Origin of the sequence: Amycolatopsis sp. CA-128772, from assembly GCF_002904295.1 — a bacterium.
In the GTDB taxonomy this organism is placed as follows: Bacteria; Actinomycetota; Actinomycetes; order Mycobacteriales; family Pseudonocardiaceae; genus Amycolatopsis.
Genome location: NZ_PPHG01000096.1, coordinates 150,710 through 165,891 on the forward strand (window position 1 = coordinate 150,710; position 15,182 = coordinate 165,891).

The following is a 15,182-nucleotide window of genomic DNA, read 5'->3' on the forward strand; positions in this document are numbered from 1 at the left end:
TCATACCGGGACGCCGGTCCGGCGCGCGAACGCGGTCAAACCGGGAAGGTTGCGTGCGTTCGGGTGCCGGATCAGGCTCTCGGTGATCCGGTGGATGGCCGGGCGGTAGCGGACTTCGTCAGGTGAGGCGTGCTCGGCGGCCAGGAGGGCGCGGTAGCAGGGCTCCGGCTTGCCCCACTGGTGGAAGGCGCGGGCCACGTCCGAGTAAAAGCGGGCGCGCCGTTCGACCACCGGGATCGCAAGCGGATCTATGCGGCGTGCGTACTCGATCGCGGTGCCGGAATCGCCGAGCACCCGGGCGATGCTGACCTGGTAGAGGTCGACCGCGGTGGGGTTGAACGCGGTTGCCGACGGGCCTGCCGTGACTCTGGCTGCAGCGTTGCTCGCTTCGGCGATCAGTGCTTTCGCGGTGTCCCGGTCGCCGTCCACGGCCGCGGTGTACGCCCCGGTTTCGAGGAGTGTCCCGTAGACGGAGAGGTAGTCGGGGGCGCGGTGCAACCCGGGCTGCAGGGCCGCGGCGGTGTCCAGGACCAGCTGGCGGGCGGTCTCGGCCTGGCCGGAGCGGCGCAACACGATTCCCCAGCTGCGCCGGGTCGTCGCCTGGGTGAGGGCATCGCCGGAGGCGTCCGCGGCCTGCAGGGCCCGGTCGGCTGCCGTCCAGGCGAGCCGATCGTTGCTCACCTTGATCATGAGCTCCGACGTCAAGGCGTAGAGCTCGGCGAGGTGCCGGTTGGCCGCGGCGACACCGTCGGTGCTGTTCAGTTCCGCGCGGGTGGCCATCGCCCGCGCCAGCACCTGCGGCATCAGTGCGGCGACCTCGCCGTACTTCGCCTGCTGAAAGACCGATCGGGCGACGGCCACGGCCCGCCGGAGCTCGTCGAGCGAGATCGGCTCCGCCTTCGCCATGGGTGGGTTCAGCAGCGCGGCCCCGAGTGCGCGGATGGGGTCGGTGGCGGCGTACACCGGCCCGGCACCGACCAGCGCGCCGGCGGTCAACCCGCCCGCCCCGGCGAGCAAAGTGCGACGCCGCATCGGGTCGTCCTCCTCGGGGTTCGTCACCGGAACCGGGCCAACAGTAGGCCAACGAACCGGCAGCGTCCTGCCGGACACACCGTGTGGGTTATCCGGAATGAGCCCGAAGACTTCGATCGGCAAGTCCAGTGCGGTGGCCAGAACACGGAGAATCCCGACGTCACGAAGCGGTGACCGGCCGGTTTCCCAGCGGGAAATCTGGCTGGCCGAGCACCCGCACCGGCGGCCGAGCGCAGTCTGCGTCCAGCCCGCGGCGGACCGGGCGATCCGGACGACGTCGCCGGGCCGGCGAGGGCGGCCGGGCAGGCGATCGGCTGCGCCGTCACGAATCATCGTGGCCTCCCCTGGGCGGGGTCGATGCTCTCCACGATAGCTCGCCCAGGCCGATGACGAGCAATTTTGCATCACCTGCAAATCATCTGCAAACGATGTGCACGATGCTCAAGGCCGATAGGCCCAGCGCCTCAGCCGCGGTTCGGTGTAACCGTGCGCAGGAAAGGGGAGGCGAATGGAACGTTCGTTGGCCATGGCTGTGTTCGCGGCAGCGGACGCGTGTTCCGATCCCTGCGGTGCCGCCGCGTTCGCGCAGCGGCTCGGCCGGGAACTGGATGCCGGGCGGATTGCGTTCCCCCGGCCTCTCGTCGTGGGCGGTGGTTACCCGTACGGGTGTCTCGTGCTTCAGCGTTTCTCCGGAGACTTGACCGGCCTGCCCGGGGTTACGCGGATTCTCGCTCGGGGGCTGGCCGACATCGCCGGAGGGGGCTTTCTGATCGGCGTCTGCGGCGCTGCCGGCCACGCTGTCGTGGACCGGGTCGCGCAGGCCGTGCGGGGTGAACTGAGGAATCATCGGCGGGGCAGCGGCCCGGTCGGCCGGATCGACGAGACCACTGTCTTCGCGATGTTGTGAGGCGGTAGGGAGCGCCCTACCGTCGGGGCGGCGGCCTGCCCCATGGCCGCCGCCGGGAGGTACCCCTAACGTCGGCAGGCAGCCGACCTTGGGGGTTGCCGTGACCGTCGGAACCGAAGCCAGACCCGCGCCCGCTCAGCGACAGCCGAGGTGGTGGCGGCGGCCCTGGGTGGCGCCGCTCGCGCTGGTCGTCGCCGTCTTCCTCGCCTACTCCGTGCCGCCCTACCTCACGCTCGATCCCGCGCGCTCCCGCGTTCCCGCGCCGCCCGGGTTCGCCGCGCACTACTGGTTCCTCGTTGCGCACATCGCCTTCGGCACGGTCGCCATCGTCGGCGTCATCCTGCAGGTCTGGCCCTGGCTGCGCCGCAACCACCCCGTCGCGCACCGCCGGATCGGGCGCGTCTACGTCTTCGGCGGTGCCGTTCCGTCCGCCGTGATGGCCGCGACGATCGGGGCCGTGAGCCCGTTCGGGCCGGTGGTCGGGGCGCTCGACGTCGTGGCCGCCCTGCTGTGGCTCGGCTTCACCGTCGCCGGGTGGCGGGCGGTGCGGCAACGCCGGTACGGCGACCACCGGCGGTGGATGATCCGCAGCTTCGCCATGTGCATGAACACGCTGATGACCCGGGCCCTGTCGCCGGTCGGCTTCCTGGTGGTGCTGCCGCGCGGCCTGGACAAGGAGACGATGATCCTCAGCGCGGCCACCGTGTCCGCCGCGCTGAGCGTCGTTTCGCTATTGCTGCTCAGCCAGTGGTGGCTCGAGCGGAAGCCAGCCAGCGCGCGATGATCGTCCGCTGGATCTCCGACGCGCCTTCGTAGATCCGCGGCGCCCGGACCTCGCGGTACAGGTGCTCCAGCAGGTGCCCGCGGCGCAACGCGCGGGCGCCGTGCAGCTGGACCGCCGAGTCGACGACGAACTGCGCCGCCTCGGTCGCGAACAGCTTCGCCATCGCCGCGCGGCCGCCGAGGTTCGGCTCGCCCGCGTCGTACGCGCCCGCCGCCGCGTAGACCAGCAGGCGGGCCGCTTCCGTGCGGGTGGCCATCTCGGCCAGGGTGTGCGCCACCGCCTGCTGCTTGATCAACGGGCCGCCGAACGCCTCGCGCTCGGCGGTGTGGTCCACGGTGGCGTCCAGCGCGGCCTGGGCCATGCCGACCGCGAACGCGCCGACGCTCGGGCGGAACAGGTCCAGTGTCCGCATGGCCACGGCGAAACCGCGGTTCTCGTCGCCGAGCAGTTCCTCGCGCCGCACGGAAACGCCGTCGAACGTCACCGTGCCGATCGGGTGCGGGCTCACCAGGTCCAGATGCTCGCCGGACAGCCCCGCGCGGTCGCCCGGGACGACGAACGCGCTGACCCCGCGGGCGCCCGCGCCCGGGGTCGTGCGGGCGAACACCGTGTAGAAGTCGGCTTCCGGGGCGTTGGAGATCCACATCTTCGTGCCGGTGAGCCGCCAGCCGTCGCCGTCGGGCTCCGCCGAAAGGGACAACGCGGCCGCGTCCGAACCCGCGTCCGGTTCCGTCAGCGCGAACGCCGCCACCGCGTCACCCGCCGCCACCGCCGGCAGCCACCGGGCCACCTGATCGTCCTGTCCGGACTGCAGCACCGGGTAACTTCCCAGGCCCTGCAACGCCAGCGCCGTCTCGGCCTCCGTGCTCACCGTGGCGAGGTTCTCCCGCAGGATGCACAGGTCCGTCGCGGCCGCCTGCCGCGACGGCGTACCCGAGGCGACGCCGGGGAAGAGCCGCGCGAGCAGGCCGAGCGCGCCCATCGCCTTGAGGAGCGGGCGGTTCACCGCACCCTCCACACCGGACTCCGCGATCGGCAGCAGCTGTTCGGCAGCCACCCGACGCACTTCGGCGGCAAACGCCTGCTGGGCGGGATCCAGTGCGAAAGTCATGAGGACGCTCCCGGTCGCCAGCGGGCATGGGCGGTCCCCGCCGGCCCGGACCGGACGAGGTCGAGCCGCGGCTCCGGCCCGTCGGACCGGCCCGTCTGCGGCTTGCGGCTGCCTGCGGCGAACGGCTTCGGCCACGGCATCGGGTACCCCTGCTCGGCCGCCGCGTGCAATGTCCACTGTGGATCGTAGAGGTGGGTGCGGCCCAGCGCGCACAGGTCCGCGCGGCCGGCCAGGATCAGCGAGTTGACGTCGTCGTAAGACGAAATCGCGCCGACCGCGATCACCGCGATCCCGTACTCCTCGCCGATTTCGTTGCGGATCCGGTCGGCGTAGGGCGTCTGGTAGCTGCGCCCGTACTGGGGCCGCTCCTCGCTGACGACCTGGCCGGTCGAGACGTCGATGCCCGCGGCGCCGTGGGCCGCGAACGCCCGCGCGATCTCGACGGCGTCGTCGGCGTCGATCCCGCCCTCGCACCAGTCGGTCGCCGAGATCCGGACCGTCATCGGCCGGTCCGCCGGCCACGCGGCCCGGACGGCGTCGAAGACCTCCAGCGGGAAGCGCAGCCGGTTTTCCAGCGAGCCACCGTAGGAATCGGTCCGCTGGTTGGTCAGCGGCGAGAGGAACGACGAGAGCAGGTAGCCGTGCGCGCAGTGCAGTTCGAGGACGTCGAACCCGGCGCGGGCGGCCGCCTCCGCACAGGCGGCGAACTGCGAACGGATCTCCAAAAGCTCCGAAGTGGACAGTTCGCGGGGAACCTGGTTCCGCTCGGAGTACGGCAACGCCGAAGGGGCGCAGATCTCCCAGTTGCCCGACGCCAGCGGCTCGTCGATGCCGTCCCACATGAGTTTCGTCGAGCCCTTGCGCCCGGAGTGTCCCAGCTGGACACCGATCCGCGCCGGCGTCTGTGCGTGCACGAAGTCGACGACCCGCTTCCAGGCGGCTTCCTGTTCCGCGGTGTACAGGCCGCCGCAGCCCGGCGTGATCCGGCCTTCGGGGGAGACGCAGACCATTTCGGTCATCACCAGCCCGGCGCCGCCCAACGCCTTGCTGCCCAGGTGCACCAGGTGAAAGTCGCCCGGCACACCGTCCACCGCGGAGTACATGTCCATGGGGGACACGATGATCCGGTTCGGCAGCTCCAGCCCGCCCAGCGAGAACGGCTGGAACATCGGCGGCCGCGACGTCGTCCCGAGCGAGCGCGCGAACCAGTGGTCGAGCTCGGCGGCGAACTCGGGGTCGCGCAGGCGGAGGTTGCCGTAGGTGACGCGCCGGCTGCGCGTGAGAATGTTGAACGCGAACTGCGGCGGCTCCTGGTGCGCGTACTGCGCGATGTTCTCGAACCACTCCAGGCTGGCCTGCGCGGCGCGCTGCGTCGACGTGACGACCGGCCGCCGTTCCAGTTCGTAGGCTTTCAAGGCGGCCGCGACACCATCGTTTTCGTGCAGGCACGCGGCCAGCGCGAGAGCGTCCTCCATCGCCAGCTTCGTGCCGGAGCCGATCGAGAAGTGCGCGGTGTGCGCGGCGTCGCCGAGCAGCACGACGTTGTCGTGCACCCACGTCTCGCAGCGGACCGTGCCGAACGAGACCCACTTCGAGTTGTTGGCCGTCACCTGGTGGCCGTCGAGGACGTCCGCGCACAATTCGCGGATCAGCGCGACCGACTTCTCGTCGCTCTCACCGGGGTTGAGCGACGTCGCCGCGATGGGCCCGAACGTCCGCTGCCAGACGTCCTCCTGAACCTCGAGGATGAACGTGCTGCCGTCACGGCCGTACGGGTAGCCGTGGATCTGCATGATCCCGGCCGGTGTTTCGAGGACGTAGAACTTGAAGGCGTCGAACACCAGGTCCGTGCCCAGCCAGATGTACCGGCAGCGGCGGGTCTCGACGGTCGGCCGGAACGTCTCGGCGTACCGCGCGCGCACCGCCGAGTTGACGCCGTCGGCGGCGATGACCAGGTCGTAGCCGCTCAGATCGGTGGGCGCGTCCTCCCGGAAGTGCAGGCCGACGCCGAGTTCGCCGCAGCGGCTCTGCAGGATGCCGAGCAGGCGCTTGCGGCTCATCGCGGCGAAGCCGTGGCCGCCCGAGGTGGTGACCGTGCCGCGGTAGTGCACGTCGATGTCGTCCCACCGGGCGAATTCGGCCGTCATCGCCTCGTGGACGGCTGCGTCGGCGTGTTCGATGCCGCCGAGCGTCTCGTCGGAGAACACGACACCGAAGCCGAAGGTGTCGTCCGGCGCGTTGCGCTCCCAGACGGTGATTTCGTGGCCGGGACCGAGCTGTTTCGCGAGCGCGGCGAAGTACAGACCCGCCGGGCCGCCACCGATGACCGCGATTCGCACGCCGTCCAGGGTATGTCGTTGGCGGTACGACCGTCAATAACGCGAAAGATGGCGTACGGTGGGCCCATGGAACGCATCAACCCGCCGGAGCTGGGCAAGCCGTCCGGGTTCTCGCACGCGGTGGTGGCGGAGGGCCGCGTGGTCTTCCTGGCCGGGCAGACCGCCCTGGACGCGTCGAACCGGATCGTCGGCGACGGCGTGGTCGAGCAGTTCGAACGCGCCCTCGGCAACCTGCTGGCGTCCCTGCGCGCGGCGGGCGGCACGCCGGAGGACCTCTGCAGCGTGACGATCTACCTCGTCGACATGGCCGACTACCGCGCCCACGCCCGCGAGATAGGCGCGGTCTGGAAGCGGCTCGCGGGCACCCGGTACCCGGCGATGGCGGGCATCGGCGTGGCGCGGTTGTGGGACGAGGAAGCGCTGGTCGAGGTGCAGGGGTTCGCGGTGCTCAGCCGAGGTTGATCGACTTCGCGACGTAACTCCGGGCCGGCGTCTCCAGCTGGGCGTGCAGCTCGAAGAACAGCTCCGCCGCCCTGATTCCGGACCAGTCGCGCGGCAGGAACTCCGCCGGGAGGCCCGGGTCGAGGTAGGGCATCCGGCGCCAGCCGGTCAGGACGCGGATGTAGTCGGCGAACGCCTGCTCGTCGGTCACGGACTTGCGGCGCAGCGCCGGGCCGTGCTCGTCGAGGAACGTCGTGTACAGCTCGTCCAGGCGATCCAGGTCCCACCACTCGCGGACCTTCGCCGCGACGTCGCCGAACGCCAGGTGGTCGGCGCGGAACAGGTCGGCGTAGCCGGCCAGGCCGAGCCGGGTCAAGGCCTCCTCGGTCGCGCCGTGGAGGTGGGCCGGCGCGATCCAGACGCCGGAGGCCGCTGTGCCGAAGCCCATCCGGGCCAGCTGGGCGCGCAGCAGGTGGCGCTTGTGGCGCTCGGTTTCCGGTACCGAGAACACCGCGAGGAGCCAGCCGTCGGCCGGGGTCGCACGGGCGCGGCGAAAGATCCGCTCGTCGCCTTCGCGCAGGATTTCGCGGGCTTCGTCCGACAGCTCGTAGCCCGCCGTCGCGTCGCGGCGCACCGCTTCGAGGATTCCGCGCCGCTTCAGGCGGGAGATCGACGAGCGCACCGCGGGCTCGTCGACGCCGACGGCGGCGAGCAGGTCGATCAGCGAAGCGACCGACAGCCAGCCCCCTTCGGTGCGCGAATAAAGGCCGTACACCGTCACGATCAGCTGACGCGGCTGGGCCGTCCGGCCGGAGCCGTCCAGTTCGGTTGCGTCGGGTACGGCCGTCATCGGGCCACGATAGCAACTCTCGCCCGGAACGCTCCGCTACGATTTCGCCGCGATGCTGCCAGCCACCAAGGGGATCTTCGACCGGCTCACCCGCCGCGGCCGCCTGATGACCAAGCGGGCCTGCGACCGGCACGGCCATGTGGTGCGCGCCGGGCGCTTCCTGTTCCGCACCCCGACCGCGTGGGAGTACGCCGCCGCGGTCGCCTGCGGCAGCGATCCGGCCGCACAGCGCTGGCTCGGCTGGCAGCGCGATTCGATCGTCGCCGAGCCGGCGCGGGCGGACGCGCTGCGGGTCGTGCCCGGCACCGGCCCGGACTGGGCGGCGCCCGACCCGCAGTCGGTCGACCTGGTGATGATCGACGTCGAGGCCAACCGCTGCGTCGGGCTGGTCAGCGTGCACACCGGCGAGGACGGCGGCCCGGAGACCGGCGGCTACCTCGCCCCGGACTACCGCGGCCACGGCCACGGCCGGGTGCTGTTCGCGGCCGGGCTGACCCTGGCGCACGACCACCTGGGCCTGCCGCGGGTGCGCGCGGGCGCCGAAGTGGGGAACGTGGCGAGCGCGCGGTCGCTGCAGGCTGCCGGCCTCGGCCGCGTCGCCGGCCCGCCGACGTACCGGCTGCCGGACGGCCGGGTCACCGAGGCTTGGTGGTTCCAGCACGACGTCCCGCGCGTGAGGCGCTGCAACGGTCCGCAAGCGACATGGTTCCCGGTGTCGTCCGTGCTTTGAAGCTTCGGCCGTCGCCGACGTTTCCCGCGGCTAACTTCGCCGTATGACTGCGCTTTCCGCTCCCGTTCCACCCGTGCCCACCGAGGTTCCGCTGGGCAGCGTCGCCTGGCTGCGCGCGTCCGTGGCCCGCTTCAGCAACGGTCCCGACCACGTCCGGCGGCGGGCGCTGGCGGTGGACGCGCTGGCCCCGGTCGACGCGGACTCGTTACAGGCCAACGCTTTCGACCGCACGCACCGGATCATGACCGGCCTCGACGTCGTCGACGTGATGGCCGAGATCGCGCGCCCGGTGCCGGTCGGGGTGCTCGCGGAGGCGCTGGGCCTGCCGGACGTCTCCGCCGACGTGACCTCGGTGGCGGCCGCGTACCACCCGCACGTGACGCCCGGTGCGGCCGCCGAAGCGGCGTTGACCCGGCTCCTCGCGGCCTGCGGCGGGCCGGCCGAGCCCGCGGCGGCGCGGATCGGCCTGCTCGTCCAGGCCTGCGACGCGACGGCGGGCCTCATCGGCAACGGGCTTTTCGCGTCCCTGACCGGAAAACCGGCCGAGCAGCCGGTGCGCGCCACCCGCCGCCGGATCGACGGCGAGGACGTCACGGTGCCGCTCGCCGGGACGCCGTTCGGCGCCGGGCCGCGCGCCTGCCCGGGCTCGCGGCACGCCGTGGCCCTGGCGACCGGCGTTCTGGAGGCGTTGCGCGGTTTCCGCCTGACAGAACGGGAAACGACGTGGGTGGCGGCGCCGAATCTTCGGATGCCCGCCGTGCTGCGGGTGACCCGCGGCTGACGGTCCGGCGGGTTCTGCTAAGACTTACCGCGTTCATCGTCTGGGGGAAGGTCGGGAATTGCTGTACTTGGATGGTCTGCTCGGCATCGTCACGTTCGGGTTGTGGATCTTCTGCCTGGTCGACGTGATCACGACGGACGAGTCGTCCTGCCGCAACCTGCCGAAGGGCCTGTGGCTGCTGCTGGTGCTGGTGGTGCCGCTGGTCGGCTCGATCGTCTGGCTGGTGGCGGGCCGCCCGCAGCAGGTGATGCGGGCGCGCGGCCCGTACGAGCGCGCCACGCCGGCGTTCCCGGAGTACGACCGCCCGGGCCGGTTCGCGGCGACGAGCCCGGACGACGACGAGGAGTTCCTCCGCCGGTGCCGGGAACGCGCGGAGGCCCAGCGCAAGCTGGCCCGCGAGAAGCGCGGCGAGGACTAGCAGACTGGCCCTTCGCAGGTGCCGCGTTCGTAGGCTTCCAGCGTCGTGATCACCAGCCGGCGCTCGGCGGGGGTCAACGGCGTCAGCGCGTCGCTCCACGCCTTGGCGCCGCGGGCCAGCCAGGCGTCGACGGCCGGGCGCTTGTCCGGGGTGATGCTCACGATCGTGCGGCGGCGGTCGGCCGGGTCCTCGTCGCGGTTCAGCACGCCCTGCCGGCTGAGGTCGCCGACCATCAGGCTCGCGGTCGTCGGCGCCACCTGGAGGCGGGTCGCCAGCTCGGTCACCGTCATCGGGCCGTCGAAGAGCAGGTACGACAGCAGCGAGAGGTGCCGCGGCGCCAGCGCGCAGCCGTCGAGCTCGGCCGGCACCGGTGTCCGCTTCGCGCGGCCGACCAGGCGGGGCATGAGCAGCAGCAGCTGCCGCACGCCGTCCTCGACACTCGGTCCGGCCTCCGTTGACACCGGTTGCCTCCTCTCGGTAGCTTTGTTTGCAAAGCAAACGCTTCGGCTCGAGCGTACCGCGCGTCCGGTCGAGCGTACCGGCCAGAAACAGGGGATCCCATGACGACGCCATCCGAGATGAACGACTTCAACAAGCAGGTCGTCGACGAGTTCCGGGCCAACGCGGGCAAGGTCGGCGGCATGTTCGAGGGCAAGAACGTGCTCTTGCTCACGACGATCGGCGCGAAGAGCGGCGCCGAGCGCCTGTCCCCCCTGGTGTACACCCGCGACGGCGACCGTTACGTCATCGCGGCCTCGATGGGCGGCGCCCCGAAGAACCCCGCCTGGTACCACAACCTGGTGGCCAACCCGAAGGTCACGGTCGAGGTGGGCACGGAGAAGTTCCAGGGCACGGCCACGGTGATCGCGGACCGCGCGGAGCGCGACCGCCTGTACGCGGGCATGGTCGAGCACGCGGAGGGCTTCGCGGACTACGAGAAGAAGACGGACCGGCTGATCCCGATCGTGGTCTTGGAGCGCTAGGACCGGACTGCGGCCGGCTCGGGGTGCGACGCGGGGACCGGGCTGGGCCGTCGATGGCCAGCCGGGCTCGGCGGTCCAGCGTAATTGCGTTGGACTTCGCCAGGCGGCTCGCGGTCGGCCATCGCTGTCGAGCGGTCGACCGCGTTCCGAGGGGACGGGGCCGCCCCGCAGCCAGGCGGCCGCGGCGAGCTAGGAGCCGATGGGAGCCGGCTCGGCGGGGGACGCTGCCGGCCGGGCCGCTTCCAGGCGTTGCTCGCGGCGCTCCTCCTTGCGGGCGATCACGCGCTTGCCCACGTCGATCAGCGGCTTCTCGACCCAGCGGTGGATCAGGTCCGCGATCGCCAGGCCGACCAGGAACACCACCAGGCCCGACGTCGTCCGGTTTTCGGCGAGGCCCGGGACCGCCTGCACCACCACGAAGTGCACCGGTCCCTGCAGCAGGTACAGCGAGTACGAGCGCTCGCCGACGAACCGCATCGGGGCCGTGCCCAGTAGCCGGCGCAGCGGGCCCGGGCTCACCAGGACGATCAGCAGCAACATCGTCAGCAGCGCGTACGCCACCAGCCAGAGCAGGTTCTGCCCCGACGCCGTCCACACCGTGTCCAGGTTCACCTGCAGCAGCAGGAACGCCGCGACGATCGGGATCGCCGCCAGCGGGTGCGTCAACGGCTTCAGCAGCGCGTAGCCGCGGCGGTAGTGGAGCGTGATCGCCAGCAGGCAGCCGCCCGCGAGGATGAAGTAGTGGATGGTCGAGTGGTAGATCGCGACCTTCGACCCCGCCAGCGTCCAGCCGCTGGTCACCGGGACCAGCGCGAGCAGCACCACCATCGCGCCGGCCACCAGCAGGAACTTGCGCTTCGCCGCGCCGATGCCGATCGCCACCAGCAGGAACGGCCAGACGAGGTAGAACTTCTCCTCGATGCCGAGCGTCCACGAGCCGCTGAAGAAGTTGTCCGCGGCGTGGTCGCTGGTCGACGGGAAGAACTCGTTGAGGAACGTCAGGTAGTACTTCAGCGCGCGCGGGAAGCCGCGTTCCAGGAACTCGGCGCGCAGCAGGACGAACGCGATGATGCCGCCGAGGATCACCAGGTACGGCGGCAGGATGCGGAACACCCGGCGGATGTAGAAGTTGGACAGCGAGATCCGGCCGGTCCGGTCCTGCTCACGCAGCAGCAGCGTCGTGATCAGGAAACCGGACAGCACGAAGAACAGGTAAACGCCGACCCAGCCCGACAGCCACGTCCAGTTCGGACCGCCGAAGTGGAAGAAGATGACCATCGTCGCGGCCAGCGCGCGCAGGCCGTCGAGGCCGGGGAACCGCCGCGTGCCGAGGTAGTCCTCGTGGCTCATCGTGCGCAAGGCGGTCCCCCATCGGTGTGATCGACCGGCCGAGTATATGGCCCGCATTTCCGGGCCATTTGCCCGGCCGGACCCGCATTACCCCGCCCGGAAGACGGTTCCGGCGTCGTAACGACGGCGGAGCTCGCGCAGCCGGCGCAGGTCCGCGGCCGGGTAAACGCTCTCCGCGACCTCCTCCGGCGCGTGCTCGCCGTACACGAACGGCAGCAGCCGCCCGGTCGTCCACGGCGCCAGCGCGTCGAACAGCTTCGCGTGCACCCGCCGGACCGCCGCGACGCCGTCGTCGCCGACCATCGACAGCGCCCGGACGACGAACTCGGCCGAGCGGTCCCAGCCCACGCCGGGGGTTTCCGGGGTCCGGGCGAGCGCGCCGCCGAGCCGGTCGACGATCAGCACCGGCGGCGTCGCCGCGCCCGGGCCGGCGTGCTCGAGGACCGCGTCGAGCATGGCGTCGTTCAGCTGGGACACGGTCGCGTTGGTGCCGTGGTAGCCGTGCGGCTGCCGCGGCTCGGCCGCGATCGACCCGGACTCGGTGAACGGCAGCACCCGCAGCGTGTCCGCCAGAGCGGGGGCGACGGCCCGCAGCGGCGCGACGAGGTCGTCCCCGTCGTCGCCGAGGTAGGCGATCCGGACCTGGGCGACGTGCCGGCCGCGCAGCGGCTCCGGCAGCGCCGGCAGGTCGGGGTACCGGATCAGGGCGATCGACGTCGTCAGCGTGTCCGGCGCGGCCGCCGACCAGGTCCGCCACGCCCGCAGCACCGACGGCACGTCCGCGCCGTCGAAGGTGAGGCTGCCGCCGTAGAGCTCGGCCACCGGGACCAGGCCGAACTCGATCGCCGTGACGACGCCGAAGCCGTCGCGGCCGCCGCGCAGCGCCCAGAACAGGTCCGAGCCCGGCTCGACGCGCCGGAGTTCGCCGTCGGCGGTCACGACGTCGAGGGCGGTGACCTGGTCGGCGGCGCGGCCGTACCGGCGGGCCAGCACCCCGAACCCGCCGCTGAGCGTGTAGCCGACGACGCCGACGTCCGGCGACGAGCCGCTGAGCGGCGCCAGCCCGTGCTTCCCGGCGGCTTCGACCACGGCCTCCCACCGGACCCCCGCCTCGACGCGGGCGGTGCGGGCGGCCGGGTCGATCTCGACGCCGGTCAGCCGGCGGGTGCTGATCAGGACGCCGTCGGTGCCGGCGGTCAGGCCGTGCCCGGTGGCCTGGACCGCGACGGTCAGCCCGTGCTCGGCGGCGTAGCGGACGGCGGCCACGACGTCCTCGGCGCTTTCGGCGGCGACGACCACCGCGGGCGAGCTGGGCACCGACGTCTGGAATCCGGCGACCTCTTCGGCGTAACCGTCCTGACCTGGGTGGAGGGTGTTCATCTCGGCTCCTTTCGTTCGCTGCTCCCAGCTTCGGGCGAACTGGATCAGAAGTCCAAGATCTAGGTTGTCTACGCACTAGAATCAGTGCTTATGGAACTGCACCAGCTCGCGTACTTCGTCGCCGTCGCGGAGGAAGGCAACTTCACGCGCGCGGCGGAGCGGCTGCACGTCGCCCAGCCCGGGGTGAGTGCCCAGGTCAAACGCCTGGAGCGGGAGCTGGGGCAGGAGCTGCTGGACCGTTCCGGGCGGACGGTCCGGCTCACCGACGTCGGCGCCGCCGCCCTGCCGCACGCCCGGGCCGCGCTCGCGGCGGTCCGGGGCGTGCGCGAAGCCGTCGAGGAGCTGGCCGGGCTGGTCCGCGGGCACGTGGCGATCGGCATGGTGACGTCGGTGGGCCCGATCGGGCTGCCCGACCTGCTGGCCGGCTTCCACGAGCGGTACCCGGCGGTCGAGATCACGCTCTCGGAGGCCGACAGCGACACCATGCTCACCGCGCTGCGCGAGGGCCGCCTCGACCTCGCCGTCGTCGGCATCTCGACCGCCCCGCCGGCCGGCATCGCGACCCAGGTCCTGCTCGAGGAGCCGTTCCTGGCCGTCACCGCGCCGCCCGGCCCGCTCGCCGGCCGGGACGAAGTCGGCATCCCCGAGCTCGACGGCCTCCCGCTGATGGCGTTGCCGAAGGGGACGGGCCTGCGCACGGCGCTGGACGCGGCCTTCGCGCGGGCGGGACTGACGCCGCGGATCGCCTTCGAGGCCGCCGATCCGAACGTCCTGGTGCAGCTGGCGACGCGCGGGCTCGGCGTGGCGATCGTGCCGGAGTCGCTGGCCCGGTACCACCAGGCGGACCTGCGGATCATCGGGCTCCGCGGGCCGGGGCTGCGGGGCATGCTCGCGCTGGCGTGGCGCACGGAGGGTCCGCTGAGCCCGGCGGCGCGCGCGTTGATCGCCTTCGCCCGGGCGGCCTACCGCTCTTGAACCCGTTCCCTGGGTGGAAGACGGACACGGCCCTTCGAGAGTTGACCGCTCCACCCGGGGACGCGAGGGTGGTCCGATGAGCGGCGATGAGATCAGGCACGGCGTCAAGCTGAGCAGTCTCGACCAGGAAGTCTTCCCGGACGCGGGGGTCACGAAGCGCGAGCTGCTCGACTACCTCGAGGCGGTGTCCGGCCGGATGCTGCCGGAGCTGCACGACCGGCTGCTGACCGTGCTGCGGGTGCTGCGCGGGCAGGGGCCGTTCATGCAGAAGAACCTGCCGAAGTACACCCCGGACTGGGTCGAGCGGGCCACCATGTGGGCCGAGACGTCCAAACGGGACGTCTCCTACGCGCTGGGCAACGACCTGCGCACGCTGCTGTGGTTCGGCAACCAGCGCGCGATCGAGTACCACACGTCGCTGTTCCACCGCGAGCCCGCGAACGGGCCGACGCACCTGGTCCTCGACCTCGACCCGCCCCCGGACGCCCCGTTCTCGCTGGCGGTGGGCGCGGCGAAGCTGGTGCGGGAGGCGTTGCGCAACGACGGCCTCGACGGCGCGGTGAAGACCAGCGGCTCGAAGGGCGTCCACGTCTTCGTCCCGCTCGCACCGGGACAGCCGACGGAGGACATCGCGGCGGCGACGCGCGCGGTGGCGGTCCGGGCCGAGCGGCTCGACCCGGCCCTGGGCACGACGGAGTTCGTGGTCGAGCGCCGCGAGGGCAAGGTGTTCCTGGACTCGACGCGGGCGGGCGGCGCGACGGTCATCTCGGTGTACAGCCCGCGCCACCGGCCGGGCGTGCCGGTGTCGTTCCCGGTCCGCTGGGCCGAGCTGGACGGCGTCAAGCCGGGCGACTTCACCGTCCACACGGTTCCGGACCTGCTCTCCGGCGGTGATCCGTGGACCGGGGAGATGCCGGAGCCGTTCGTGCTGCCGGCGGACCTGGTCGAGGAGGGCCACACGATCCCGATCGCCCGGGTGGCCGCGATGCACGAGGGCAAACGCCGGGCCCGCGCGGCCCGCGAGCCGGGCTAGGCAAAGCGCCCCAATGTGGCGTTGGTTGCGCTCAACGCACCGAACGCCACATTGGGTGCGCTGGACGC

The 15,182-nt window shown here is 72.0% G+C and carries 16 protein-coding genes and 1 pseudogene; 9 read left to right on the forward strand and 8 right to left on the reverse strand.

Going from position 1 to position 15,182, the window contains the following annotated elements; all coding sequences use genetic code 11:
* Nucleotides 1-1,059, reverse strand: coding sequence for a hypothetical protein (locus C2L59_RS43480; protein WP_233224014.1), 1,059 nt, complete (start codon nucleotides 1,057-1,059; stop codon nucleotides 1-3).
* A 96-nt stretch (nucleotides 1,060-1,155) separates the two neighbouring features.
* A pseudogene (locus tag C2L59_RS50520) lies at nucleotides 1,156-1,437 on the reverse strand (multiprotein-bridging factor 1 family protein); the annotation flags it as partial.
* Between the two features lie 103 nt (nucleotides 1,438-1,540).
* Between C2L59_RS50520 and C2L59_RS43485 the strand changes: the two are divergent.
* Together C2L59_RS43485 and C2L59_RS43490 are read left to right on the forward strand one after the other, a co-directional pair.
* The gene (locus tag C2L59_RS43485) at nucleotides 1,541-1,939 is read left to right on the forward strand and encodes a hypothetical protein (RefSeq protein ID WP_103355415.1); all 399 of its coding nucleotides are present in this window, start codon (nucleotides 1,541-1,543) and stop codon (nucleotides 1,937-1,939) included.
* Nucleotides 1,940-2,108: 169 nt separating this feature from the next.
* Nucleotides 2,109-2,723, forward strand: a complete 615-nt coding sequence (locus C2L59_RS43490; protein WP_103355416.1) for a DUF2306 domain-containing protein — start codon at nucleotides 2,109-2,111, stop codon at nucleotides 2,721-2,723.
* Here the strand turns inward: C2L59_RS43490 and C2L59_RS43495 are convergent.
* Nucleotides 2,680-3,834: an acyl-CoA dehydrogenase family protein gene (locus C2L59_RS43495; RefSeq protein ID WP_103355417.1), complete on the reverse strand. Its 1,155-nt coding sequence runs from the start codon at nucleotides 3,832-3,834 to the stop codon at nucleotides 2,680-2,682. The genes C2L59_RS43490 and C2L59_RS43495 overlap by 44 nt on opposite strands.
* On the reverse strand, nucleotides 3,831-6,173 hold the full coding sequence (locus C2L59_RS43500) for a bifunctional salicylyl-CoA 5-hydroxylase/oxidoreductase (protein ID WP_103355418.1): 2,343 nt from the start codon (nucleotides 6,171-6,173) through the stop codon (nucleotides 3,831-3,833). Before C2L59_RS43500 ends, C2L59_RS43495 begins: the two co-directional genes overlap by 4 nt.
* Nucleotides 6,174-6,239: 66 nt before the next feature.
* Here C2L59_RS43500 and C2L59_RS43505 point away from each other — a divergent pair, with 66 nt between their 5' ends.
* Nucleotides 6,240-6,635: a RidA family protein gene (locus C2L59_RS43505; RefSeq protein WP_103355419.1), complete on the forward strand. Its 396-nt coding sequence runs from the start codon at nucleotides 6,240-6,242 to the stop codon at nucleotides 6,633-6,635.
* Here C2L59_RS43505 and C2L59_RS43510 read toward each other — a convergent pair.
* A complete protein-coding gene (locus tag C2L59_RS43510; RefSeq protein WP_103355420.1) occupies nucleotides 6,622-7,464 on the reverse strand; it encodes a PaaX family transcriptional regulator C-terminal domain-containing protein in 843 nt (280 codons plus the stop codon). The genes C2L59_RS43505 and C2L59_RS43510 overlap by 14 nt on opposite strands.
* A gap of 52 nt (nucleotides 7,465-7,516) precedes the next feature.
* Between C2L59_RS43510 and C2L59_RS43515 the strand changes: the two genes are divergently transcribed.
* The 3 genes from C2L59_RS43515 (at nucleotide 7,517) to C2L59_RS43525 (ending at nucleotide 9,393) form a co-directional block, all read left to right on the forward strand.
* Nucleotides 7,517-8,194: a GNAT family N-acetyltransferase gene (locus C2L59_RS43515; RefSeq protein ID WP_103355421.1), complete on the forward strand. Its 678-nt coding sequence runs from the start codon at nucleotides 7,517-7,519 to the stop codon at nucleotides 8,192-8,194.
* A gap of 121 nt (nucleotides 8,195-8,315) precedes the next feature.
* Nucleotides 8,316-8,975: a hypothetical protein gene (locus tag C2L59_RS43520; RefSeq protein ID WP_103355476.1), complete on the forward strand. Its 660-nt coding sequence runs from the start codon at nucleotides 8,316-8,318 to the stop codon at nucleotides 8,973-8,975.
* Between the two features lie 58 nt (nucleotides 8,976-9,033).
* Nucleotides 9,034-9,393 carry a PLDc N-terminal domain-containing protein gene (locus C2L59_RS43525; protein ID WP_103355422.1) on the forward strand — a complete coding sequence of 120 codons (360 nt, stop codon included), beginning with the start codon at nucleotides 9,034-9,036 and terminating at the stop codon, nucleotides 9,391-9,393.
* Here C2L59_RS43525 and C2L59_RS43530 read toward each other — a convergent pair.
* Complete coding sequence (locus tag C2L59_RS43530; RefSeq protein WP_103355423.1) at nucleotides 9,390-9,854, reverse strand: MarR family winged helix-turn-helix transcriptional regulator; 465 nt, start codon at nucleotides 9,852-9,854, stop codon at nucleotides 9,390-9,392. The two genes, C2L59_RS43525 and C2L59_RS43530, sit on opposite strands and share 4 nt — an antisense overlap.
* Before the next feature lie 99 nt (nucleotides 9,855-9,953).
* On the opposite strand from C2L59_RS43530, the gene C2L59_RS43535 reads away from it, so the two are divergent.
* Nucleotides 9,954-10,376, forward strand: a complete 423-nt coding sequence (locus tag C2L59_RS43535) for a nitroreductase family deazaflavin-dependent oxidoreductase (protein ID WP_103355424.1) — start codon at nucleotides 9,954-9,956, stop codon at nucleotides 10,374-10,376.
* A 189-nt stretch (nucleotides 10,377-10,565) separates the two neighbouring features.
* Here the strand turns inward: C2L59_RS43535 and C2L59_RS43540 are convergent, their stop codons facing one another.
* Both C2L59_RS43540 and C2L59_RS43545 read right to left on the reverse strand, forming a co-directional pair.
* On the reverse strand, nucleotides 10,566-11,726 hold the full coding sequence (locus C2L59_RS43540; RefSeq protein WP_199199695.1) for an acyltransferase: 1,161 nt from the start codon (nucleotides 11,724-11,726) through the stop codon (nucleotides 10,566-10,568).
* An 87-nt stretch (nucleotides 11,727-11,813) separates the two neighbouring features.
* Entirely contained in the window at nucleotides 11,814-13,106 is a 1,293-nt protein-coding gene (locus C2L59_RS43545; protein ID WP_103355426.1) for an FAD-binding oxidoreductase, read from the reverse strand.
* Between the two features lie 90 nt (nucleotides 13,107-13,196).
* Here C2L59_RS43545 and C2L59_RS43550 point away from each other — a divergent pair, with 90 nt between their 5' ends.
* The gene (locus tag C2L59_RS43550) at nucleotides 13,197-14,081 is read left to right on the forward strand and encodes a LysR family transcriptional regulator (protein ID WP_103355427.1); all 885 of its coding nucleotides are present in this window, start codon (nucleotides 13,197-13,199) and stop codon (nucleotides 14,079-14,081) included.
* A gap of 76 nt (nucleotides 14,082-14,157) precedes the next feature.
* Entirely contained in the window at nucleotides 14,158-15,114 is a 957-nt protein-coding gene (locus C2L59_RS43555; RefSeq protein WP_103355428.1) for a DNA polymerase domain-containing protein, read from the forward strand.
* Nucleotides 15,115-15,182 lie beyond the last annotated feature (68 nt).